Source organism: Actinokineospora sp. PR83, assembly GCF_021056305.1.
Taxonomy (GTDB): domain Bacteria; phylum Actinomycetota; class Actinomycetes; order Mycobacteriales; family Pseudonocardiaceae; genus Actinokineospora; species Actinokineospora spheciospongiae.
The window spans coordinates 319,485-345,109 of the sequence record NZ_JAJCXD010000024.1; the positions used below are offsets into that span (position 1 = coordinate 319,485).

7 protein-coding genes are annotated in these 25,625 nt (G+C 74.3%); all 7 read left to right on the forward strand.

Going from position 1 to position 25,625, the window contains the following annotated elements; all coding sequences use genetic code 11:
* Nucleotides 1-13: 13 nt before the first annotated feature.
* The 7 genes from L6E12_RS08865 to L6E12_RS08895 all read left to right on the forward strand — a co-directional run bounded on the left by L6E12_RS08865 (nt 14) and on the right by L6E12_RS08895 (nt 25,555).
* Entirely contained in the window at nt 14-5,437 is a 5,424-nt protein-coding gene (locus L6E12_RS08865) for a type I polyketide synthase (RefSeq protein WP_236227398.1), read from the forward strand.
* Nucleotides 5,438-5,502: 65 nt separating this feature from the next.
* Entirely contained in the window at nt 5,503-10,968 is a 5,466-nt protein-coding gene (locus L6E12_RS08870; RefSeq protein WP_236227399.1) for a type I polyketide synthase, read from the forward strand.
* A gap of 50 nt (nt 10,969-11,018) precedes the next feature.
* Nucleotides 11,019-21,464 (forward strand): type I polyketide synthase, encoded by a 10,446-nt coding sequence (locus tag L6E12_RS08875; RefSeq protein WP_236227400.1) that lies wholly within the window; start codon nt 11,019-11,021, stop codon nt 21,462-21,464.
* 14 nt (nt 21,465-21,478) lie between these two features.
* Entirely contained in the window at nt 21,479-22,327 is an 849-nt protein-coding gene (locus L6E12_RS08880) for an arylamine N-acetyltransferase (protein WP_236227401.1), read from the forward strand.
* A gap of 44 nt (nt 22,328-22,371) precedes the next feature.
* Entirely contained in the window at nt 22,372-23,406 is a 1,035-nt protein-coding gene (locus tag L6E12_RS08885) for a 3-dehydroquinate synthase (RefSeq protein ID WP_236227402.1), read from the forward strand.
* Entirely contained in the window at nt 23,403-24,755 is a 1,353-nt protein-coding gene (locus tag L6E12_RS08890) for a 3-deoxy-7-phosphoheptulonate synthase (protein WP_236227403.1), read from the forward strand. Before L6E12_RS08885 ends, L6E12_RS08890 begins: the two co-directional genes overlap by 4 nt.
* Nucleotides 24,752-25,555 (forward strand): shikimate dehydrogenase, encoded by an 804-nt coding sequence (locus L6E12_RS08895; RefSeq protein WP_236227404.1) that lies wholly within the window; start codon nt 24,752-24,754, stop codon nt 25,553-25,555. Before L6E12_RS08890 ends, L6E12_RS08895 begins: the two co-directional genes overlap by 4 nt.
* Nucleotides 25,556-25,625 lie beyond the last annotated feature (70 nt).

Here is a 25,625-nt window from a genome sequence, read left to right on the forward strand (position 1 = left end):
GTGATTGGGGCGTGTGGTGAGTGCGTCGTATGAGAAGGTCGTCGAGGCGCTGCGGAAGTCGCTGGAAGAGGTCGGCGCGCTGAAGAAGCGGAACCGGCAACTCCTCGGCGCCTCCCGCGAGCCGATCGCCATCGTGGGCATGGCGTGCCGGTTGCCGGGTGGGGTGGCCGGGCCCGGGGACCTGTGGCGGTTGGTGTCCGAGGGCCGGGACGCGGTGTCGGGGTTCCCCACCGACCGGGGCTGGGACCTGGCGTCCCTGTTCGACCCGGACCCGGACCGCTCGGGCACCTCCTACGTCAGCCAGGGCGGGTTCCTGCGCGGAGCGGGCCTGTTCGACGCGGGGTTCTTCGGGATCTCCCCGCGTGAGGCGCTGGCGATGGACCCGCAGCAGCGGCTGTTGCTGGAGGCGTCCTGGGAGGCGTTCGAGAGCGCGGGCATCGACCCGGTGTCGTTGAAGGGCACCGATGTCGGCGTGTTCGCCGGGGTGTCCGGCCAGGGGTACGGGGATGGTGTGGTCGGCCCGGAGATGCAGAGCTTCGCGGGCACCGGCGTGGCATCGAGTGTGGCGTCGGGTCGGGTGTCGTACGTGTTCGGGTTCGAGGGTCCTGCGGTGACCATCGATACGGCGTGTTCGTCGTCGTTGGTGGCGATGCACTTGGCGGCGCAGTCGTTGCGGCAGGGCGAGTGCTCGATGGCGCTGGCGGGCGGGGCGATGGTGATGGCGTCGCCCAACTCGTTCGTCGGGTTCTCCCGGCAGCGCGGGCTGGCCGCGGACGGGCGGTGCAAGGCGTTCGCGGACGGCGCGGACGGCATGGGGTTGTCCGAGGGCGTCAGCCTGGTTGTCCTGGAACGGCTGTCGGTGGCGCGGGAGCGCGGTCACCGGGTGTTGGCGGTGTTGCGGGCCAGTGCGGTGAACCAGGATGGTGCGTCGAACGGGTTGACCGCGCCGAACGGGCCGTCGCAGCAGCGGGTGATCCGTGGGGCTTTGGCGAGTGCCGGGCTTTCGCCGTCCGATGTGGACATGGTGGAGGGGCACGGCACGGGGACGTCTCTCGGCGATCCGATCGAGGCGCAGGCGTTGCTGGCGACCTACGGGCAGGGCCGGGAGCAGCCGTTGTGGTTGGGGTCGCTCAAGTCGAACATCGGGCACGCCCAGTCGGCGGCGGGTGTGGCCAGTGTGATCAAGGTGGTGCAGGCGTTGCGGCACCGCGTCATGCCGCCCACCCTGCACGTGGACGAGCCCAGCACCGCCGTGGACTGGTCCGAGGGTGCGGTGGAACTGCTGACCGAGGCGCGGGAGTGGCCGCGCGACGGTCGGCCGCGCCGGGCGGGGGTGTCGTCGTTCGGGATCAGTGGGACCAACGCGCACCTGATCATCGAAGAGGCGCCCGAGGAACCGGTACCCGCTGTCGAGGTGGGGTCCTCGGACGTGGTGCCCCTGGTGGTGTCGGCGCGCGGCACCGGTTCCCTGGCCGGTCAGGCCGATCGGCTGGCCGCGTTCATCGGGGAGGCGGGGGTGCCGCTCGCGGTGGTGGCCGGGGCGCTGGTGACCGGTCGGGCGGTGTTGGACGAGCGCGCTGTGGTGGTGGCGGGCTCGGCTGCGGAGGCACTGGCCGGGCTTGGTGCGCTGGCGCGTGGTGAGGACGCGGCCGGTGTGGTGACCGGTAGCGCGGGTGCGCTGGGGAAGGTGGTGTGGGTGTTCCCGGGGCAGGGGACGCAGTGGGTCGGCATGGGCCGGGAGCTGCTGGAGTTCTCGCCGGTGTTCGCACAGCGGGTTGCCGAGTGCGCGGTGGCGTTGGAGCCGTGGGTGGGCTGGTCGCTGGTGGAGGTGCTGCGTGGCGATGCCGACCTTGAGTTGATGGATCGGGTGGACGTGCTGCAACCTGCCTGCTTCGCGGTGATGGTGGGGCTTGCTGCGGTGTGGTCGTCGGTGGGGGTTGTGCCGGATGCGGTGGTGGGGCACTCCCAGGGGGAGATCGCGGCGGCCTGCGTGGCGGGTGCGCTGTCGTTGGCGGATGCGGCGCGGGTGGTGGCGTTGCGCAGCCAGGCCATTGCGGCTGAGTTGTCCGGGCGCGGCGGGATGGCGTCCGTCGCGTTGGCCGAGGTCGAGGTGGTGGCGCGGTTGGCGCCGTGGGCGGGCCGGGTGGAGGTGGCGGCGGTCAACGGGCCGTCGTCGGTGGTGATCGCCGGGGACGCGCGGGCGTTGGACGAAGCGCTGGAGGTGCTGTTCGACGCGGGCGTTCGGGTGCGGCGGGTGGCGGTGGACTACGCCTCGCACACCCGGCACGTGGAGGACATCCAGGGCGCGTTGGCCGAGGCCCTGGCGGGGGTTTCCGCGCAGGCCCCGGCGGTGCCGTTCTTCTCGACGGTGACCGGTGGGTGGGTGCGGGACGCCGGGGTGCTCGATGGCGGGTACTGGTACCGGAACCTCCGCGACCAGGTGCGGTTCGGGTCCGCCGTGGCGGACCTGCTCGGGCAGGGGCACCGGGTGTTCGTCGAGGTGAGCGCGCACCCGGTCTTGGTGCAGCCCATCAGCGAGGTCGTCGACAACACCGAGGCCGAGGTGGTGGTGGCCGGGTCGCTGAGGCGGGCGGACGGTGGTCCGCGGCGGCTGCTGACCTCGATGGCAGAACTGTTCGTCCACGGCGTCCCCGTGGACTGGGGCGGCGTGCTGCCGCAGGCGACCGGGTGGGTGGACCTGCCGACCTACGCCTTCGACCACCGGCACTACTGGCTCCACGCGGCCGAGTCGGGCACCGACGCGGCGACGCTGGGGCAATCGGCGGTGGAGCACCCGTTGCTGAGCGCGGTGGTGCCGTTGCCGCAGTCGGACGGGTTGGTGTTCACCTCGCGGCTGTCGCTGCGGTCGCACCCGTGGCTGGCCGACCACGCGATCGGCGGGGTGGTGCTCTTCCCCGGCACCGGGCTGGTCGAGTGCGCGGTGCGGGCCGGGACCGAGGTCGGGTGCCCGGTGCTGGAGGAACTGGTGACCGAGGCGCCGCTGGTGGTGCCCGAGCACGGCGCGATCCGCGTGCAGGTCGCGGTGGGCGGGCCCGGTGAGCGCGGGACGCGCCCGGTGGAGGTGTACTCGCTGCGCGAGGACGGCGCCGACGTGTGGGCGCGGCACGCCACCGGGGTGCTGTCGGCGACACCGAGCACCGGTACCGGGTTCGACTTCACCGCGTGGCCGCCGCCGGGTGCCCAGCGGGTCGAGGTCGGCGACTTCTACACCGACCTGGCCGAACGCGGTTACGGCTACGGGCCCGCCTTCCAGGGGGTGCGCGCGGTGTGGCAGCGCGGCGCGGAGGTCTTCGCGGAAGTCGCCCTGCCCGAGGAGCACAAGGAGGACGCCGCCGCGTTCGGCCTGCACCCCGCGCTGCTGGACGCGGCCCTGCAAACCGGGACGGTCGCCGCCGCGGCGAGCGGGCAACCCGGGCAGTCGGTGATGCCGTTCGCCTGGAACGGGCTGGTGCTGCACGCCGTGGGCGCCTCGGCGCTGCGGGTGCGGGTCGCACCGTCCGGGCCGGACGCGCTGTCGATCCAGGCCGCCGACCAGACCGGCGGCCCGGTCCTGACGATGGACTCGCTGGTGCTGCGGGCGGTGACCGCCGAACAACTGGACACGGCGGTCGTCGACTCGCTGTTCCGGGTGGACTGGATCGAGCTGTCCCCGGCCCCGGGGGTGTCTTCGCCGTCGTGGGTGGCGGTGGATACCGCTGAGGATGTGGTGGGCCTGACCGGTGTGCCTGCGGTGGCGGTCCTGGAGGCGGTCGGTGAGGGGTCGGCGTTGGCGCTGACCTCGCGGGTGCTGGCGGTCGTGCAGGCGTGGCTCGTCGGCGAGGGGCTGGCGGAGTCGCGGCTGGTGGTCCTGACCCGGGGCGCGGTGCCCGCAGGCGACGGCGTGGTGAGCGACCCGGCCGCCGCTGCCGTGTGGGGCTTGGTGCGGGCCGCCCAGACCGAAAACCCGGACCGGATCGTCCTGCTGGACCTCGACCCCGGCACAGGTGAGCTGGAGTCGGTGTTGGGTGCGGTGTTGGCCAGCGAGGAGCCGCAGCTCGCGGTGCGGGGAACCGGGTTGTCCGTCCCGAGGCTCGCTCGTGCTGCCTGCGCCGCCTCGGACGTTTCCGCCGGGTTCGGGGACGGGACGGTGCTGGTGTCGGGCGCGGGGTCGCTGGGCGGTCTGGTAGCCCGGCACCTGGTGACTTGGCACGGGGTGCGGCGCTTGGTGTTGGCCAGTCGACGCGGACCGGATGCCGATGGTGTGGGCGAGTTGGTCGCCGACCTCACCGAGCGGGGTGCGGAGGTGTTGGTGGTGGCCTGCGACGTCTCCGACCGGGACCAGGTGGCGGGCCTGCTCGCCGAGCACCGGCTGACCGGGGTGGTGCACACGGCGGGCGTGTTCGACGCCGGGGTGATCGGGACGCTGACGCCGGAGCGGCTGGCCACGGTGTTCGGGCCGAAGGTGGACGCGGTGCGCCACCTCGACGAGCTGACCCGTGGCCTGGACCTGGACGCGTTCGTCGTCTACTCGTCGGCGTCGTCGATCTTCCTGGGCGCGGGCAGCGGCGGCTACGCGGCGGCGAACGCCTTCCTGGACGGGTTGATGGCGAACCGGCGGGCGGCAGGTCTGCCGGGGCTGTCGCTGGCCTGGGGGCCGTGGCAGCAGGCCACCGGCATGGCGGACACCGTCGACGACCTCACCCGGACCCGGATGACCCGGCGCGAGGGGCGCGGGGGAGTCCAGCCGCTGGGGACGGCGGAGGGGATGGGGTTGTTCGACGCCGCCGTGCGCTCCGGACAGGCGCTGCTGGTGCCGGTCAGGCTGGACCTGCGGGAGGTGCGGACCGACGCCGCGACCGGGGGCGGGGTGCCGCACCTGCTGCGCGGCCTGGTCCGGGTGGGCAGGCAGGCGGCCCGTGCGGCCTCCGGCGGGGACGGCGGGCTGACCCGTCGGCTGGCCGGGCTCGCCGTCGCGGAGCAGGAGGCCGTGCTCCTCGACCTGGTCCGCGCCCAGGTCGCGGTCGTGCTCGGGTACGCCGGTCCCGCTGTGGTCCGGGCGGACGCGGCGTTCAAGGACGCCGGTTTCGACTCGCTGACCTCGGTGGAGCTGCGCAACCGGCTGCGCGAGGCCACCGGGCTGAAACTGCCCGCGACGCTGGTGTTCGACCACCCCAACCCACTGGTCCTCGCCCGGTACCTGCGCGACGAACTCGCCGTCGACGAGGTCACCCCCGCCGATCCGGTGCTGGCCGGTCTCGCCGGTCTGGAGGCGGCCATCGAGGCCACCGCCGCCGACGAGCAGGCCCGCGGCCGGATCACCGAGCGGCTGCGCGAACTGCTGGCGGCGGCCGAGGCCACGAACGACCCCGGCCCGGCCGCCGACCTCGACACCGCCAGCGACGAGGAGCTGTTCGCACTCGTCGACCGCTTCGGCTGACACCGCCCCGCACCACCGGTGCGGAACCCCCACCCACGACGCACACCTTCCGGGAGCTGAGTCCAGTGGCTGACGAGGTACAACTCCGCGACTACCTCAGGAGGGCCATCGCCGACGCCCGCGACGCCCGAGGCAGGCTGCGCGAGGTCGAGGACCGGGCGCGGGAGCCGATCGCCATCGTCTCCGCGGCGTGCCGGTACCCGGGCGGGGTGTCCTCGCCCGACGACCTGTGGGACCTGGTGGTCTCCGGGGGCGACGCCATCGCCGGGTTCCCCGAGGACCGGGGCTGGGACCTGGACGGCTTCTTCGACCCGGACCCCGACCGCGCGGGCACCTCGTACACCAGCCGGGGCGGTTTCCTCCAGGGAGCGGGGCTGTTCGACGCCGGGTTCTTCGGGATCTCCCCGCGCGAGGCCATGGCCATGGACCCGCAGCAGCGGTTGCTGCTGGAGACGTCCTGGGAGGCGGTCGAACGGGCGGGCATCGACCCGGTCTCGGTGAAGGGCACCGACGTCGGCGTGTTCACCGGCGTGGCGGGCCAGGGCTACGGGGCGGGCGCCGGGGTGGTCACCCCGGAGTCGGAGGGCTTCGCGGGCACGGGGGCGGCGCCCTGCGTGGCGTCGGGCCGGGTGGCCTACGCGTTCGGCTTCGAGGGCCCGGCGGTCACCGTCGACACGGCGTGCTCGTCGTCGCTGGTGGCCATCCACCTGGCGGCGCAGGCGTTGCGGCACGGCGACTGCTCGATGGCGCTGGCGGGCGGGGCGATGGTCATGGCGACCCCCGGCTCCTTCCGGTCGTTCTCCCGGCAGCGGGGGTTGGCCGAGGACGGGCGGTGCAAGGCGTTCTCGGACGGCGCGGACGGCATGGGGTTGTCCGAAGGGGTCGGCGTGGTGGTGCTGGAGCGGTTGTCGGTGGCCCGGGAGCGCGGTCATCGGGTGTTGGCGGTGTTGCGGGCCAGTGCGGTGAACCAGGATGGTGCGTCGAACGGCTTGACGGCGCCGAATGGTCCGTCGCAGCAGCGGGTGATCCGGGGGGCGCTGGCCGCTGCCGGGCTTTCATCGTCCGATGTGGACATGGTGGAGGGGCACGGCACGGGGACCGCGTTGGGTGATCCGATCGAGGCGCAGGCGTTGTTGGCCACTTACGGGCAGGGGCGCGAGCCTGGGAAGCCGTTGTGGTTGGGGTCGTTGAAGTCGAACATCGGTCACACGCAGTCGGCGGCGGGTGTGGGCAGTGTGATCAAGGTGGTGCAGGCGTTGCGGCACGGCGTCATGCCACCGACGCTGCACGCGCAGGAGCCCACCACCCAGGTGGACTGGTCTGCGGGTGCGGTCGAGTTGTTGGCAGAGGCCCGGGAGTGGCCGCGTGACGGTCGGCCGCGTCGGGCGGGGGTGTCGTCGTTCGGGATCAGCGGTACCAACGCGCACCTGATCATCGAGGAAGCACCCGAGGAGGCGGATCCGGCCCTCGAAGTGGGAGTTGCCGGTGTGGTGCCGTTGGTGGTGTCGGCGCGGAGCGCGGGATCGCTGGTGGGGCAGGCCGGGCGGCTGGCGTCGTACCTGGGGTCGGCTGGGGTGTCGCCCGCGAGCGTGGCTGGGGGGTTGGTCTCGGGTCGGGCGGTGTTGGACGAGCGGGCTGTGGTGGTGGCGGGCTCGGTCGAGGAAGCGGTGGCCGGGCTTGGTGCGCTGGCGCGCGGTGAGGGTGCGTCCGGTGTGGTGACCGGTAGCGCGGGTGCGCTGGGGAAGGTGGTGTGGGTGTTCCCGGGGCAGGGGACGCAGTGGGTGGGGATGGGCCGGGAGTTGTTGGAGTCCTCGCCGGTGTTCGCGGAGCGGATCGGTGAGTGTGCGGCGGAGTTGGGGCGGTGGGTGGATTGGTCTTTGGAGGATGTGCTGCGGGGTGAGGGCGCCCCCGGGCTGCTGGAACGGGTGGATGTGGTGCAGCCCGCGAGTTTTGCGGTGATGGTGGGTCTTGCTGCGGTGTGGTCGTCGGTGGGGGTTGCGCCGGACGTGGTGGTGGGGCATTCGCAGGGGGAGATCGCGGCGGCCTGCGTGGCGGGGGCGCTGTCGCTTGAGGACGCGGTGCGGGTGGTGGCGCTGCGGAGTCAGGCCATTGCCGCGAAGCTGGCCGGGCGCGGTGGTATGGCGTCGGTCGCGCTGGGGGAGGGCGACGCGGTCACGCGGTTGGCGCCGTGGGCGGGTCGGGTGGAGGTGGCGGCGGTCAACGGGCCGTCGTCGGTGGTGGTCGCCGGGAACGCCGAAGCGCTGGACGAGGCACTCCAGGCGCTGGACGGCCAGGGTGTCCGGGTGCGGCGGGTGGCGGTGGACTACGCCTCGCACACCCGGCACGTGGAGGACATCCGGGACACCCTCGCCGAGGCGCTGGGCGGGATTACCGCGCAGGCCCCGGCGGTTCCCTTCTTCTCCACGGTGACCGGTGGGTGGGTGCGGGACGCCGGGGTGCTGGATGGCGACTACTGGTACCGCAACCTGCGGAACCAGGTGCGGTTCGGCCCGGCGGTGGCGGAGCTGCTGGAGCAGGGGCACGGGGTGTTCGTGGAGGTCAGCGCGCACCCGGTGCTGGTGCAGCCCATCGCCGAGATCGTCGACGGCACCGGCACCGACGCGGTGGCCACCGGGACACTGCGGCGCGACGACGGCGGCCTGCGGCGGCTGCTGACCTCGATGGCCGAGCTGTTCGTGCGCGGTGTCGCGGTGGACTGGGCGCCGGTGCTGCCCGCGGGCGCGGCGTCGGCCCGGGTGGACCTGCCGACCTACGCGTTCGACCACCGGCACTACTGGCTCCAGGCGTCCGAGCAGGCGACGGATGCGGCGTCGCTGGGGCAGGCGGCGGCCGACCATCCGCTGCTGGGCGCCGTCGTGCGGTTGCCGCGATCCGATGGGCTGGTGTTCACCTCGCGGCTGTCGCTGCGGTCGCACCCCTGGCTGGCCGACCACTCGGTGGGCGGTGTGGCGCTCTTCCCCGGCACCGGGCTGGTGGAGCTGGCGGTGCGCGCCGGTGACGAGGCCGGGTGCCCGGTGCTGGAGGAACTGGTGATCGAGTCGCCACTGGTGCTGCCCGAGCACGGTGGCGTCCGGGTGCAGGTCGCGGTCAGCGGGCCGGGGGAGAACGGCTCGCGCACCGTGGACGTGTACTCCGAGCGCGAGGACGACGTCGACGCGTGGACCCGGCATGCCACCGGCCTGCTCACGGTGACACCCGGCGGCACCGGGTTCGACTTCACCGCCTGGCCACCGCACGGCGCCCAGGCGGTGGACCTGGACGCAGCCGACTTCTACGAAGACCTGGCCGAGCGTGGGTTCGCCTACGGGCCCACGTTCCGGGGGGTGCGGGCGGTGTGGCGGCGCGGCGGGGAACTGTTCGCCGAGGTCGCCCTGCCCGAGGACCAGCGCGGGGAAGCCGACCGGTTCGGCCTGCACCCGGCGCTGCTCGACGCGGCCCTGCAAACCGGGATGTTCGCCGCCGCCGAGGCCACGGCGGCGGAAGACCCTGGCCCGCCGGTGCTGGCGTTCGCCTGGAACGGGGTCACGCTGCACGCGGCGGGCGCCGCCGCGCTGCGGGTGCGGGTCGCGCCGAGCGGCCCGGACGCGCTCTCGGTCCAGGCCGCCGACCGGACCGGCGGCCTGGTCCTGACGATGGACTCGCTGGTGTCCCGCCCGGTGTCCGCCGGACAACTGGACTCGCCGGACCACGGCCGCGACTCGCTGTTCGAGGTGGAGTGGACCGAGCTGCCCGCGGTTCAGGGAGCACCGTCGCCGTCGTGGGTGCCGGTGACCACCGCCGACGACGTGGTGGCCCTGACCGGTGTGCCCGCGGTGGCGGTCCTGGAAGCGGTCGGTGAGAACGCCGCACTGGCGCTGACCTCCCGGGTGCTGGCGGTCGTGCAGGCGTGGCTGGTCGAGGCGGGCCTGGACGAGTCGCGGCTGGTGGTGGTGACCCGGGGTGCGGTGCCCGCCGGGAACGGTGTGGTGACCGACCCGGCCGCCGCTGCCGTGTGGGGTCTGGTGCGGGCGGCCCAGGCCGAGAACCCGGACCGGATCGTCCTGCTGGACCTCGACCCCGACGGCGGTGTCGAGCCGGTGCTGGGTGCGGTGGTGGCCTGCGCGGAGCCGCAGCTCGCGGTGCGGGGAACCGGTTTGTCCGTCCCAAGGCTCGCTCGTGCTGCCGGCGCCGCCTCGGACGTTTCCGCCGGGTTCGGGGACGGGACGGTGCTGGTCTCGGGCGCGGGGTCCTTGGGTGCCCTGGTCGCCGAGCACCTGGTGACCCGGCACGGGGTGCGGCGCCTGGTGCTGGCCAGTCGGCGCGGACCGGATGCCGATGGTGTGGGCGAGTTGGTCGCCGACCTCACCGAGCGGGGAGCGGAGGTGTCGGTGGTGGCCTGCGACGTCTCCGACCGGGACCAGGTGGCGGGCCTGCTCGCCGAGCACCGGTTCACCGGGGTGGTGCACACGGCGGGCGTGTTCGAGGCGGGCCTGATCGGAACGCTCACCCCGGACCGGCTGGCGGCGGTGTTCGCGCCCAAGGTCGACGCGGTGCGCCACCTCGACGAGCTGACCCGGAACCTGGACTTGGACGCGTTCGTCGTCTACTCCTCCGCGTCGTCGATCTTCATGGGCGCGGGCAGCAGCGGCTACGCGGCGGCCAACGCCTACCTGGACGGGCTGATGGCGAACCGCCGGGCGGCGGGCCTGCCGGGGCTGTCGCTGGCCTGGGGGACCTGGCAGCACGCCACCAACATGACCACCCACCTCAGCGACGCCGACCAGGCGCGGATGAGCAGGCGGGCGGGCCGCGACGGGGTCGTGGCGCTCACACCCGCCGAGGGCATGGACCTGTTCGACGCCGCCGTGCGCTCCGGGCAGGCGCTCCTGGTGCCGGTCAAGCTGGACCTTCGGGCTGTGCGCGCCGCCGCGGCGGCCGGTGGCGGGGTGCCGCACCTGCTGCGCGGTCTCGTCCGGGCCGGGCGGCAGCTCGCGCGGACGGCCCCCGGTGGGGACGGCGGGCTGATCGGGCAGCTCGCCGGGCTCGGCGCGGCGGAGCAGGAGGCGCTGCTGCTGAACCTGGTCCGCACCCAGGTCGCGCTCGTGCTGGGCCACTCCGGACCGGAGGCGGTCCGGGCGGACACGGCGTTCAAAGATGCCGGTTTCGACTCGCTGACCTCGGTGGAGCTGCGCAACCGACTGCGGGAAGCCACCGGGCTGAAACTGCCCGCGACGCTGGTGTTCGACCACCCGAACCCACTGGTGCTCACCCGCCACCTGCTCGACGGGCTCGGTGCGGGCGACGACGCGCTCTCCCGGGTGCACGCGAAGATCGAAGACGTCGAATCGCTGATCAGCGGTCTGGACCTCGACGAGTCCACGCGGTCCGGTCTCGCGCTGCGCCTGCAAGGGCTGCTGGCCAGGTGCCACGGAGTCGACCCGGCGGGCGCCGACGCGCTGGAGGACCGGCTGGAGACCGCGTCGGCCGACGAGGTCCTCGACTTCATCGACGACGAGTTCGGTTTCGCCTGACCCGGTTCGAGGCCGTGCGGCACCCGTCAACCCCTCGTGAGGACTGAAGAATGGCCACGGACGAGAAGCTCCTCAAGTACCTCAAGCGCGTCACGACCGAGCTGCACACCCTCCGCAAGCAGGGTTCCCGGCACGCCGACGAACCGATCGCCATCGTCGCCACGGCGTGCCGCTACCCGGGCGGGGTGTCCTCGGCCGACGACCTGTGGGAGCTGGTCGCCGACCGGGTGGACGCCATCTCCGGGTTCCCCGAGGACCGGGGGTGGGACCTGGACGGCCTGTTCGACCCGGACCCCGACCGGGTCGGCACCTCCTACAGCGACCGGGGCGGCTTCCTGCGGGGTGCGGGGCTGTTCGACGCCGGGTTCTTCGGTATCTCCCCGCGCGAGGCGTTGGCGACGGACCCGCAGCAGCGGTTGTTGCTGGAGACGTCGTGGGAGGCGCTGGAGGGCGCCGGGGTCGACCCGGTGTCGTTGAAGGGCAGCGACGTCGGGGTGTTCGTCGGGGTGTGCAGCCAGGGCTACGGCTCCGGTGCCGGTGGGGTCGCACCCGAGCTGGAGAGCTTCACCGGCACGGGGGTGGCGCCGAGCGTGGCGTCGGGCCGGGTGTCGTACGTGTTCGGGTTCGAGGGTCCGGCGGTCACGGTGGACACGGCGTGTTCGTCGTCGTTGGTGGCCATCCACCTGGCGGCGCAGTCGTTGCGGCAGGGTGAGTGTTCGATGGCGCTCGCGGGTGGCGCGATGGTGATGGCGACCCCGGGCACGTTCGTGGGGTTCTCCCGCCAGCGGGGTATGGCCCCGGACGGGCGGTGCAAGGCGTTCTCGGACGGCGCGGACGGGATGGTGCTGTCCGAGGGTGTCGGCGTGGTGGTGTTGGAGCGGTTGTCGGTGGCGCGGGAGCGCGGTCATCGGGTGTTGGCGGTGCTGCGCGGGAGCGCGGTGAACCAGGACGGTGCGTCCAATGGGTTGACGGCGCCGAACGGGCCGTCGCAGCAGCGGGTGATCCGCAAGGCTCTGGCCAGTGCGGGGTTGGTCCCGTCCGACGTCGACATGGTGGAGGCCCACGGGACCGGGACCGCGCTGGGTGATCCGATCGAGGCGCAGGCGTTGCTGGCCACTTACGGGCAGGGGCGTGACCCGGATCGGCCGTTGTGGTTGGGGTCGTTGAAGTCGAACATCGGTCACACGCAGTCGGCGGCGGGTGTGGGCAGTGTGATCAAGGTGGTGCAGGCGTTGCGGCACGGCGTCATGCCACCGACGCTGCACGTGCGGCAACCCACCACCGAGGTGGACTGGTCTGCGGGTGCGGTCGAGTTGTTGGCAGAGGCCCGGGAGTGGCCGCGTGACGGTCGGCCGCGTCGGGCCGGGGTGTCGTCGTTCGGGATCAGCGGTACCAACGCGCACCTGATCCTCGAAGAGGCCCCCGCCGACGAAGCCGAGCCCGTCGCGGAGGAGGCGGAACCCCCGGGTGTGCTGCCGCTGGTGGTGTCGGCGCGCAGCACCGGTTCCCTGACGGGCCAGGCCGGGCGGCTGGCGTCACACCTGGAGTCGGGCGGGGCGTCGCTGACGGCGGTTGCCCGCGCACTGCAGGCGAACCGGGCCGTGCTGGGTGAGCGCGCCGTGGTGCTGGCGGGCTCCGATGGGGAAGCCCTGGCCGGGCTGGGCGCGCTGGCGCGCGGTGAGGGCGCGACCGGTGTGGTGGTGGGCAGCGCGGCCGGTTCGGGTGGGCCGGGCAAGGTCGTGTGGGTCTTCCCCGGGCAGGGCTCGCAGCGGGTCGGGATGGGGCGGGAGCTGTACGAGCGGTACCCGCTGTTCGCCCGGGCGTTGGACGAGGTGTGCGCGCGGCTGGACGCGTGCCTGGCCGGGTGGGTCGACCACCCGGTGCGGGACGTGGTCCTGGGTCGGGTGGCGTGCGCGGCGGAACTCCTGGGGCAGACGGTGTTCACGCAGGCGGGGCTGTTCGCGGTCGAGTGCGCCCTGGTCCGGCTGGTGGAGTCCTGGGGGGTGCGGCCGGACGCGGTGATCGGGCACTCGATCGGCGAGGTCACCGCCGCGCACGTGGCCGGGGTGCTGTCGCTGCCGGACGCGGCGCGGCTGGTCGCGGCCCGGGGCAGGCTGATGCAGGTGTTGCCCGCGGGCGGGGCGATGGTCGCGGTGGCCGCCGGTGCGAGCGAGGTCGCCGGGCTGCTGGGTGGGGGTGTGGAACTCGCGGCGGTCAACGGCCCGGCCTCGGTGGTGCTCTCCGGTGAGCGGGACGCCGTCCTCGCGGTGGCCGACCGGCTGCGGGAGCGGGGGCACAAGGCGAAGCGACTGGCGGTGTCCCACGCGTTCCACTCGTCGCGGATGGAGCCGGTGCTCGCCGAGTTCGCTGCCGAGCTGGCCGGGGTGGTGTGGCGGACACCGGTGATCCCGGTGCTCTCGAACGTCACCGGGCGGGTCGCCGAGCCCGGTCAGCTCGCCGACCCCGGGTACTGGGCCGAGCACGTGCGGCGGCCGGTGCGGTTCGCCGAGGGCATCGAGGCCGCGGTGGACCTGGGCGGCGCGCTGTTCGTGGAGCTGGGGCCGGGCGCGGCCCTGACCGGTGTCGTCGAGGAGACGGCCACCGGGGCGACCTGCGTCGCGGCCCTGCGCGACGGCCGCCCGGAGGAGCGGTCACTGCTGACCGCGGTGGCCGAACTGTTCGTGCGCGGCGTGGCCGTCGACTGGAACGCGGTGCTGCCGGAGGCGACCCGGCGCGGGTGGGTGGACCTGCCGACGTACGCCTTCGACCACCGGCACTACTGGTTGCAGCCGAGCGGGTCGGCCACGGACGCGGCGTCGCTGGGGCAGTCGGCGGCCGACCACCCGCTGCTGGGTGCGGTGGTGCCCATGCCGCAGTCCGACGGGCTGGTGTTCACCTCGCGGTTGTCGTTGCGCACACACCCCTGGCTGGCTGATCACGCCGTGGGCGGTGTGGTGATCGTCCCGGGCACCGGGCTGGTGGAGCTGGCGGTGCGCGCCGGTGACGAGGCCGGGTGCCCGGTGCTGGAGGAGCTGGTGATCGAGGCGCCGCTGGTGGTGCCCGAGCACGGCGGGGTGCGGGTGCAGGTCGCGGTGGGTGGGCCGGGGGAGGGCGGCGCGCGCACGGTGGAGGTGTACTCGCTGCGCGAGGACACCGGGGACGCCTGGACGCGGCACTGCGCCGGGCTGCTGTCGGCCGAACCCGGTGGTGCCAGCGGGTTCGACTTCACCGCTTGGCCGCCGCCGGGCGCGCGGCACGTCGAGGTCGGCGACTTCTACGGCGGGCTGGTCGAGCGCGGCTACGCGTACGGCCCGGCGTTCCGGGGCCTGCGGGCGGTGTGGCGGCGCGGCGACGAGGTCTTCGCCGAGGTCGCCCTGCCCGAGGGGCGCCGGGACGACGCGGCCCGGTTCGGCCTGCACCCCGCCCTGCTGGACGCGGCGCTGCACGCGGGCATGGTCGACGCCGTGTCGTCGCGGGCGGCGGAACCCGGGCGGCCGGTGCTGCCGTTCGCCTGGAACGGCCTGGCCCTGCACGCCGCGGGCGCGTCGGCGCTGCGGGTCCGCCTCGCGCCCGGTGGACCCGACGCCGTGTCGTTGCAGGCCGCGGACGAGACCGGCGGCCTGGTGGTGACGCTGGACTCGCTGGTGTCCCGCCCGGTGGCCGCCGAACAGTTGGGCGCCGCGGTCAGCGCAACCCGTGACTTGTTGTTCCAAGTGGAGTGGACCGATCTGCCCCCGGCCCAGGGCGTGCCGTCGCCGTCGTGGGTGGCGGTCCGGACGGCTGACGACGTGGCGGCCCTGACCGGGGACGCGGTCCCGCCCGCCGTTCTCGTCGAGGCCACCGGCGAGGACACCGCGCTCGCCGTGACCTCCCGCGTGCTGGGCGTCGTCCAGGCGTGGCCCGCCGAGTTCGACGAATCGCGGCTGGTGGTGGTGACCCGGGGCGCGGTGCCCGCTGGCGACGGCGCCGTGACCGACCCGGCGGCGGCTGCGGTGTGGGGGCTGGTGCGCGTCGCCCAGGTGGAGAACCCGGACCGGATCGTCCTGCTGGACCTCGACCCCGCCACGGAGACCGGCGCGGAGGCGGTGCTGGGGGCGGTGCTGGCCTCCGGCGAACCCCAGGTCGCCGTGCGCGGCACCACGTTGTCGGCTCCCCGGCTCGCGCGCACCACCGACCGGGACCCGGCCGCCCCGGCGGTCTTCACCCCGGGGGGCGCGGTCCTCATCACCGGCGGCACCGGCTCGCTGGGTGCGCTGGTGGCCCGGCACCTGGTGACCCGGCACGGCGTGCGGCGCCTGGTGCTGGCCAGCAGGCGCGGTCGCGCCGCCGGGGGAGCGGAGGACCTGGTCGCCGAGCTGACCGCGCGGGGCGCGGAGGTGTCCGTGGTGGCCTGCGACGTCTCCGACCGGGAGCAGGTGGCGGACCTGCTGGCCGAGCACCGCCTGACCGGTGTCGTGCACACGGCCGGGGTGCTCGACGACGGCGTGATCGGCGCGCTGACCGAGGAACGGCTGGCCACGGTGTTCGCGCCCAAGGTCGACGCGGTGCGCCACCTCGACGAGCTGACCCGCGGCATGGACCTCGACGCGTTCGTGGTGTTCTCGTCGGCCTCCGGGGTGTTCGGGTCGGCGGGGCAGGGCAACTACGCGGCGGCGAACGCGTTCCTGGACGGGCTCATGGCCAACCGCCGGGCGGCGGGACTGCCGGGGTCGTCGCTGGCCTGGGGGCTCTGGGAGCAGGACGCCGGGATGACTGCCCACCTGGGCGAAGCCGACCAGGCGCGGGCGAACCGCGGCGGCGTGCGGGCGATCACGGCCGCGGAGGGCGTGGAGCTGTTCGACGCCGCCGTGGAGTCCGGTCAGGCCCTGCTGGTGCCGATCAAGCTGGACCTGCGCGGGGCGCGTGCGGGCGGGGTGGTCCCGCACCTGCTGCGCGGTCTGGTCCGGGCCGGGCGGCAGCAGGCGCGGGCGGCGGCCGACGGCGGGCTGGTCGGCAGGCTGGCCGGGCTCGCCCCGGCGGAGCGGGAGGCGCTGCTGCTGGACCTGGTGCGCGGCCAGGTCGCGGCGGTGCTCGGGCACGCCGGACCGGGCGGCGTGCGGGCCGACACGGCGTTCAAGGAGGCCGGTTTCGACTCGCTGACCTCGGTGGAACTGCGCAACCGGCTGCGCGAGGCCACCGGTTTGAAGCTGCCCGCGACGCTGGTCTTCGACCACCCGAACCCGCAGGCCCTCGCCCGGTACCTGCGCGACGAACTCAGTGACACGGTGGCGGGCACCCCCGTGGCACCCGTGGTGCCCGTCGCCGACCCCGCCGAACCGATTGCGATCGTGGGGATGGCGTGCAGGCTCCCCGGCGGTGTGGCGGGACCGGAGGACCTGTGGCGGATGGTGCGCGACGGGCGGGACGGCATGTCGCCGTTCCCCGACGACCGGGGCTGGGACCTCGACGCCCTGTTCGACCCCGACCCCGACAACCCCGGCACGTCGTACACCAGCCAGGGCGGTTTCGTCCACGGCGCGGGGCTGTTCGACGCCGGGTTCTTCGGGATCTCACCGCGTGAGGCGCTGGCGATGGACCCGCAGCAGCGGTTGTTGCTGGAGACGTCGTGGGAGGCGCTGGAGGGCGCCGGGGTGGACCCGGCCGCGTTGCGGGGCACCGACGTCGGCGTGTTCGCCGGGGTGTCCAGCCAGGGCTACGGGATGGGCGCGGACGCACCGGAGCTGGAGGGCTTCGCCAGCACGGGCGCAGCGTCGAGTGTGGCGTCGGGTCGGGTGTCGTACGTGTTCGGGTTCGAGGGTCCTGCGGTGACCATCGATACGGCGTGTTCGTCGTCGTTGGTGGCGATGCACTTGGCGGCGCAGGCGTTGCGGCAGGGCGAGTGCTCGATGGCGCTGGCGGGCGGGGTGACGGTGATGGCGACGCCCACCTCCTTCGTGGAGTTCTCCCGGCAACGGGGCCTCGCCGGGGACGGGCGGTGCAAGGCGTACGCGGACGGTGCGGACGGCACCGGCTGGGCCGAGGGCGTCGGTTTGGTGGTGTTGGAGCGCCTGTCAGTGGCGCGGGAGCGCGGTCACCGGGTGTTGGCGGTGCTGCGCGGGAGCGCGGTGAACCAGGACGGTGCGTCCAATGGGTTGACCGCGCCGAATGGCCCGTCGCAGCAGCGGGTGATCCGCCGCGCCCTGGCCGGTGCCGGACTCACAGCGTCCGAAGTGGACGTCGTCGAAGGTCACGGGACCGGGACGGCGCTGGGTGACCCGATCGAGGCGCAGGCGTTGTTGGCCACCTACGGTCGGGACCGGGAGCAGCCGTTGTGGTTGGGGTCGTTGAAGTCGAACATCGGTCACACGCAGGCGGCGGCTGGTGTGGCGAGTGTGATCAAGGTGGTGCAGGCGTTGCGGCACCGCGTCATGCCGCCCACCCTGCACGTCGACGAGCCGACGAGGCAGGTGGATTGGTCTGCGGGTGCGGTGGAGTTGCTGACCGAGGCCCGGGAGTGGCCGCGCAACGGGCACCCGCGTCGGGCGGGGGTGTCGTCGTTCGGGATCAGCGGGACCAACGCGCACCTGATCATCGAGGAAGCACCGGAGGAAGCGCCTGCGGCAGCGCAGCAGCGGCCGTCGTTCGCGTCGGACGTGGTGCCGCTGGTGCTGTCCGCCCGGAGTGCGGACTCCTTGGCGGGGCAGGCCCGGCGACTGGGGGCGTTCCTCGACGACGAGGTGCCACTGGCCGGTGTGGCCCGGGCGTTGGTGTCGGACCGGGCCGTGCTGGGTCACCGCGCGGTGGTGATCGCCGGTTCACACGAGGAAGCGGTGGCCGCTCTAGACGCGGCGGCGCGCGGCGAGGTTCCGGCGGGCGTCGTTGCGGGCAGTGCGACCGCGCCGGGCAAGGTTGTGTGGGTGTTCCCCGGGCAGGGGGCGCAGTGGACGGGGATGGGCCGGGACCTGCTGGACTCCTCCCCGGTGTTCGCCGAGCGGATCGCGGAGTGCGCGGACGCGTTGCGGCCGTGGGTGGACTGGTCGCTGGTGGACGTGCTGCGCGGCGAGGCCGCCCCCGGGCTGGTGGACCGGGTCGACGTGGTGCAGCCCGCGAGCTTCGCCGTGATGGTGGGCCTGGCGGCGGTGTGGGCCTCGGTCGGGGTCGTGCCCGACGCGGTGCTGGGCCACTCCCAGGGCGAGATCGCGGCGGCGTGCGTGGCCGGTGCGCTCACGCTGGAGGACTCGGCTCGGGTGGTGGCCTTGCGGAGCCGGGCCATCGCCTCGGCGCTGTCCGGGCGCGGTGGCATGGCCTCGGTCGCGCTGGCCGCCGCCGACGCCGCCGCGCGGCTGGAACCGTGGGCGGGGCGGGTCGAGGTGGCCGCCGTCAACAGCCCCACGTCGGTGGTCGTCGCGGGCGATGCCCGGGCGCTGGACGAGGTGCTGGAGGTGTTGTCCGGCGACGGGGTGCGGGTGCGGCGGGTCGCGGTGGACTACGCCTCGCACACCCGGCACGTGGAGGACATCCGCGACACGCTCGCTGACGCGTTGGCCGGGATCACTGCGCGGGTGCCGGAGGTGCCGTTCTTCTCCACCGTGACCGGTGGGTGGGTGCGCGACGCCGGAGTCCTCGACGGCGGCTACTGGTACCGCAACCTGCGGGAACAGGTGCGGTTCGGCCCCGCCGTCGCGGACCTGCTCGGGCAGGGGCACGCGGTGTTCCTGGAGGTCAGCGCCCACCCGGTGCTGGTCCAGCCGATCACCGAGGCCACCGCCGACACCGACGCCGTGGTGGTCGGGTCGCTGCGGCGTGACGACGGCGGCCCGAGGCGGCTGCTGACCTCCCTGGCCGAGCTGTTCACGCGGGGCGTGGCCGTGGACTGGGGCGCGGTGCTGCCACCCGCTCCCGCCGAACGGGTCGACCTCCCGACGTACGCCTTCGACCACCGGCACTACTGGCTGCACGCGGGCGCGGCGGCGACCGACGCGACGTCGCTGGGCCTGGCCGGGGCCGATCACCCGCTGCTGGGCGCGGTCGTGCCGCTGCCGCACTCCGACGGCCTGGTGTTCACCTCGCGGTTGTCGCTGCGCACGCACTCCTGGCTGGCCGACCACGCGGTCAGCGGGGTCGTGATCGTCCCGGGCACCGGGCTGGTGGAGCTGGCCGTGCGCGCCGGTGACGAGGCCGGGTGCCCGGTGCTGGAGGAACTGGTGATCGAGGCACCGCTGGTCGTCCCGGAACGCGGCGGGGTCCGGGTGCAGGTCGCGGTGGGCGGGCCGGGTGAGACCGGTGCGCGCACGGTGGACGTGTACTCCCAGCGGGAGGACGCGTGGACGCGGCACGCCACCGGCGTGCTGTCGGCGGAGGCCCGCCCGGCGGGCCGCCGCCCCGGGTTCGACTTCGGCGCCTGGCCGCCGCCCGGCGCCGAGCCGGTCGACATCAGCAGCGGCTACGCGGTGCTCGCGGAGGGCGGCTACGGCTACGGCCCGTCGTTCCGGGGGGTGCGCGCGCTGTGGCGGCGCGGCGACGACGTCTTCGCCGAGGTCGCCCTGCCCGAGGACCAGCGCGCGGACGCGGCCAGGTTCGGCCTGCACCCGGCTCTGCTGGACGCGGCCCTGCACTCGACCATGCTCAACGCCGTGGCCGTGGCCAGGGCGGCTGACAGCGGCGCCACGGGGGAGCTGCGGCTGCCGTTCGCGTGGAACGGGCTGGAGCTGCACGCGGCGGGCGCCACGGCGCTGCGGGTGCGCGTCGGCACACCCGAGCCGGGCGCGCTGTCGCTGGAGGCGGTGGACGAGGCGGGCGGCCTGGTCGTGACCATGGACTCGCTGGTGGGGCGCACGGTCACCCCGGAGCAGTTGGCGACGGCCGCCGACACCGCCCGCGCCGACTCGCTGTTCCGGGTGGACTGGGTCGAACTGCCCGCGACCCGGGGAGCGCACGCGCCGACGTGGGTGCCGGTGGCCACCGCCGAGGACGTGGCCACCCTGGCTGACGACGTCGAGACCGGCGCGGCGGCCCCGGCGCTGGCGGTCGTCGACGCCGTCGGCGGCGACGGGCCGGGCGCGGCCCTCGCGCTGACCTCCCGGGTGCTGGAGGTCGTGCAGTGCTGGCTGGCCGGGACCGGGCTGGAGGAGTCGCGGCTGGTGGTCCTGACCCGGGGTGCGGTGCCCGCGGGCGACGGCGCGGTGACCGACCCGGCCGCGGCGGCGGTGTGGGGCCTGGTCCGCGCCGCCCAGGCCGAGAACCCCGACCGGATCGTCCTGGTGGACACCGACCCCGCCGGGGTGGAGCACGCGCTGGGCCCGGTGCTGGCCAGCGGTGAACCGCAGATCGCGGTGCGCGGTGGAACCCTGTTCCTGCCCCGGCTGACCCGGGCCACCGGCCGGGCGCAGGCCGCCCCCGCGGTCTTCGGTCCGAACGGGACGGTCCTGGTCACCGGCGGCACCGGGTCGCTGGGTGCGCTGGTGGCCCGGCACCTGGTGACCCGGCACGGTGTGCGGCGCCTGGTGCTGGCCAGCAGGCGGGGTCCGGCGGCCGAGGGCGCGGACGAGCTGGTCGCCGAGCTGATCGGACTCGGGGCGGACGTGTCGGTCGTGGCCTGCGACGTGTCCGACCGCGCGCAGGCCGGGGCGCTGCTGGCCTCGGTGCCCGCCGAGCACCGCCTGACCGGGGTCGTGCACACCGCCGGGGTGACCGACGACGGTGTGATCGGGTCGCTGACCGAGGAACGGCTGGCCAGGGTCTTCGCGCCGAAGGTCGACGCGGTGCGCCACCTCGACGAGCTGACCCGTGGCCTGGACCTGGACGCGTTCGTCGTCTACTCGTCGGTCTCGGCGGTTTTCATGGGCGCGGGCAGTGGCAGCTACGCCGCCGCGAACGCCTTCCTGGACGGGCTCATGGCCAACCGGCGGGCTGCGGGTCTGCCGGGCCTGTCGCTGGCGTGGGGTCTGTGGGAGCAGACCACCGGCATGGCGGCCGACATCGACGACCTCACCAGGACCCGGATGAGCAGGCGCGGCGGGCTCCTGGCGATCACGGCGGCCGAGGGCATGGACCTGTTCGACGCCGCACTGGCCTCCGGGCAGGCACAACTGGTGCCCGCCAAGCTGGACCTGCGCGAGGTCCGCGCGGGCGGTGCGGTGCCTCACCTGCTGCGCGGCCTGGTCCGGGCGGGCAGGCAGCAGGCCCACGCGGCGGGCGACGACCACCGGGACCTGCCCGACCGGCTCGCCGGGCTGACCGACGCCGAACAGGCGCAGGTCCTGCTCGACCTGGTGCGGACCCAGGTGGCCGCCGTCCTGGGCCACAGCCCGACGCACCGGGTCGACGCCGACCAGGGGCTCTTCGAGATCGGCTTCGACTCCCTGACCGCCATCGAACTGCGCAACCGGCTCCGCGACACCACCGGGCGCAAGCTGCCGCCCAACCTCGTCTTCGACCACCCCACGCCGGGGATGCTCGCCGCGCGCCTGCACGAACTGGTGTGCGGCGGGCGGGTCCCGGTGGCGCTCTCCGTGTGAAAGGCAGGAATGACGTGTTCGACGTGGGAACCTACCTCCAGCGGATCGGCTGCGCCGGGAAAACCGGTGTGGACATCAACACGCTGCGCGAGCTGCACCGCCACCACCTCGCGGCGCTCCCGTACAACGGCGCCGCCCAGGACCTCCGCGACGGGATCCGGCTCGTCGACCTCGACGAGGACGCCATGTTCGAGGTGAGCGTCGTCGACGGGCAGGGCGGCACGTGCTTCCAGTTGGCCCGCCTGTTCCACCGGCTGCTCCGCGAACTGGGCTACGACGTCACGCTGCTGGCGGGCAGCACCGCCGAGGGCCGGGAGAACTTCGGGCTCGACGTGGAGCACATGTTCAACCGCGTCACCCTCGACGGGGCCGAGTGGATCGCGGACGTCGGCTACCCGGGTCCGTCCTTCCTCGAACCGCTGCTGGTCACCGACGCGGTGCAGACCCAGTACGGGTGCCAGTACCGGCTGGTCGAGCACGGGTCCGGGTACGCGCTGCAACGGCGGGGCCGGGTCAGCCGGTGGAGCGTGGTCTACACCTTCACGATGGACGCCCGGCAGTGGAGCGACTGGAAGCCGCTGGAGGAGCACCTCAACAGGGAGTACGCGGAGGAGCCCGCGGTGGCCGAGGCGTGCCCGATCGCGCGGGGGACCGACCGCCTGTTCAGCCAGATCGAGGAGGACACCAGGGCGCACGGGGGGCGGGACGTCCTGTGCGGCCGGGCGTTCGCCGGTGGCCAGGTCGTGCTGAAGGGGCGGCGGTACCTGACGGTCCGCGACGGCCGCGAAGAGGTGCGCACGATCACCGACGACGACGAGCAGCGGGCGCTGATCACCAGCATCCTGACCGGCGACTTCCGCTGAACCCGCACCCGGCCCACGGGGGCGCGCAACCAGGAGGGGCAACGATGGCGACTGTTCCGGTGCGACTCGGAGATCGCTCGTACGACGTGCTCGTCGGCCCGGGGGTGCGCGCGTCGCTCGCCGGGGTCGTCCGGCGGCTGGGCGCCCAGCGGGCCGCGGTCGTGTCGGCCCGCCCGGCGGAGTGGGTGCCCGACACCGGCGTGGAAACCCTGCTGCTGCCCGCCAGGGACGGCGAGCAGGACAAGACGCTGTCCACGGTGGAGGCGCTGTGCGGTGAGTTCGCCCGGTTCGGCCTCACCCGGTCCGACGTCGTGGTGTCCTGCGGCGGCGGCACGACCACCGACGTGGTCGGGCTGGCCGCCGCGCTCTACCACCGGGGCGTTGCCGTGGTCCACCTGCCCACGACTCTGCTCGCCCAGGTGGACGCCAGCGTCGGCGGGAAGACGGCGGTGAACCTGCCCGCGGGCAAGAACCTGGTCGGCGCGTTCTGGCAGCCCAGCGCGGTGCTGTGCGACACCGACTACCTCTCGACCCTGCCGGACCGGGAACTGCGCAACGGCCTCGGCGAGATCGCCCGCTGCCACTTCATCGGCGCCCCGGACCTGCGCGGGCTGCCGACCGCGGAGCAGATCGCCGCCGGCGTGACCCTCAAGGCGCGCATCGTGGAGCAGGACGAACGCGACGCAGGGCTGCGGCACCTGCTCAACTACGGCCACACGCTCGGCCACGCCCTGGAGGTCGCCACCGGCTTCGCCCTGCGCCACGGCGAGGCGGTGGCCATCGGCACGGTCTTCGCGGGCAGGCTGGCCGGTGAGCTGGGCCGCATCGACCAGGCGCGGGTGGACGAGCACCTGGCGGTCGTCGGCCACTACGGGCTGGCCACCGCGCTGCCCGCCGACGTCGAACCGGAGGTCCTGCTGCGCCAGATGCGCCGGGACAAGAAGGCGATCACCGGGCTCTCCTTCGTCCTCGACGGGCCCGCAGGCGCGGAACTGGTCAGCGACGTGCCGCCGGAGGTGGTCGCCCGCGTCCTGGACCGGATGCCCCGCGAGCGCGCCGCCGGTGCGGTGAGGACATGAGGCGGTTCCCCGACGCCTCCCCGGGGAGCCTGGTCGGCACCCGGCTGCTGGCCCGGCGGCTGGGTGACGCGCTGGCCCGTCCCGCCGCGCAGCAGCCGCGGTGGCCGGACCCAGGGCGGGCGCGCGCCGTGGTGGACCTGCTGCACCGGGCCGAACCGATCGTGGCGCCCGAGGAGACGGCCCGGTTGTCCGCCCGACTCGCCTCGGTCGCCCGCGGGGAGGCGTTCCTGCTCCAGGGCGGCGACTGCGCCGAGACCTTCGCCGACAACACCGAACCCCACCTGCGGGCCAACCTGCGCGTGCTGGCGCGGATGGCGGGTGTGCTCGCCGACGCGACCGACCTGCCGGTGGTCCAGGTCGCCCGCATGGCCGGGCAGTACGCCAAGCCCCGGACCGACACCGTGGACGCGCTCGGGCTGCCGGTCTACCGGGGCGACATCGTGAACTCCCCGGAACCCACGGTCGCGGCCAGGACACCCGACCCGCACCGGATGCTGCTGGCCCACGCCCACGCCGCCCGCGCGATGGACGTGGTGCGCGCGTTCCGGGCGGACGGGCCCGCCGCGGCGCACCGGGACCTCGTGCACGCCCACGCCGGGCCGGTCGAGGACGTCGGCCCGGCGCCGCGGGCGGTACCGCGCGCGAGCGAGGTCAGCGAGGTCCACGTCAGCCACGAGATGCTCCTGCTCGACTACGAGCGGTCCGTGCTGTGGGCGGACACGAGCGGTCCCCGGCCGCGGCTGTCGAGCGGGCTGGCGCACTTCCTCTGGATCGGTGAGCGCACCCGCCAACTCGACGGGGCCCACGTCGCGTTCGCGGAGCTGCTGTCGAACCCGATCGGCGTCAAGATCGGCCCGGGCGCCACCCCGGCCCAGGCCCTCGACTACGTGCGCCGCCTCGACCCGCACGGCACGCCGGGCAGGCTGACGCTGATCAGCCGCATGGGGCACACCCGGGTCCGCGAGGTCCTGCCGCCGATCGTGGCGGAGGTCACCGCCGCGGGCCACCGGGTGATCTGGCAGTGCGACCCGGTGCACGGCAACACCCTGGTCTCGCGCACCGGACACAAGACCCGCGACCTCGCCCACGTGGTCGACGAGGTGGCCGGGTTCTTCGAGGTGCACCGGCGGCTGGGCACCCACCCCGGCGGCCTGCACGTCGAGGTGACCGGCGAGGACGTCACCGAGTGCCTCGGCGGACCCTCGGGCCTCACCGAGGCCGACCTGCCCACCCGCTACCGGACCGCCTGCGACCCGCGCCTCAACGCCGAGCAGTCCGTCGAACTCGCCCACTCCGTCGCGGAGCTGCTGCGCGGCGCGACACCCCGGACCGCCAGGAGGCAGCCATGACCGGTGGGAACCCCATCAGCGGCACCACGCGCCTGTACGTCGTCCTGGGTGACCCCGTCGCCCAGGTCCAGTCGCCCGGGTTGCTGAACCCGCTGTTCGCCCGGCTGGGGCTCGACGCGGTGCTGGTCCCCGTGCACGCCCGGCCGCGGGACTTCGACCAGGTCTTCGGCGGCCTGCGGTGCGTCGGCAACATCGACGGGATCTTCGTCACCGTGCCGCACAAGGTCGCGGCGCGCGGGCTGGCCGACCGGTGCAGCCCGATGGTGGACATCACCGGGAGCGCCAACGCCCTGCGGCGGGAAGCCGACGGCAGTTGGTACGCGGAGAACTTCGACGGCGTGGGCTTCGTGGCGGGCCTGGTCGGCGCGGGCTGCGACCCGGCGGGCCTGCGGGTCGCGCTGGTCGGCGCGGGCGGCGCGGGCAGCGCCATCGCGGCGGCGCTGCTGGCGGCCGGTGCCGCGCGGCTGTCGGTGTGCGACCCGGACACCGCGAAGCTGGCCGGTCTCCTGGAGCGCCTGGACCCGCACTGGCCCGGCCGGACCACCACCTCCACCGCGCCGGACCTCGACGGCGCCGACGTCGTCGTGAACGCCACCCCGCTCGGGCTGCGCCCCGAGGACCCGCTGCCGTTGCAACCCCGCCTGCTGCCGCCGGGCGCCGTGGTGGCCGACATCATCATGAAACCCAGGGAAACCCGGCTCCTGCGCGAGGCGGCGGCACTGGGCCACCGCGTCCACTATGGAATGCACATGCTCGACGGGCAGGTGGACTCCTACCGCGCCTTCTTCGGCCTGCCCTGATCGCGCGACGACTACCAAGCCGGGGGATGTGAGCCCCGCTCGCGGCGAAATACCCTGGCCGTCGTAGTCG

Bases quoted from the DNA above. Each gene is read 5' to 3' on its own strand.
- L6E12_RS08875 (WP_236227400.1), top strand. From the start codon at position 11,019: ATGGCCACGGACGAGAAGCTCCTCAAGTACCTCAAGCGCGTCACGACC.
- L6E12_RS08885 (WP_236227402.1), top strand. From the start codon at position 22,372: ATGGCGACTGTTCCGGTGCGACTCGGAGATCGCTCGTACGACGTGCTC.
- L6E12_RS08890 (WP_236227403.1), top strand. From the start codon at position 23,403: ATGAGGCGGTTCCCCGACGCCTCCCCGGGGAGCCTGGTCGGCACCCGG.
- L6E12_RS08895 (WP_236227404.1), top strand. From the start codon at position 24,752: ATGACCGGTGGGAACCCCATCAGCGGCACCACGCGCCTGTACGTCGTC.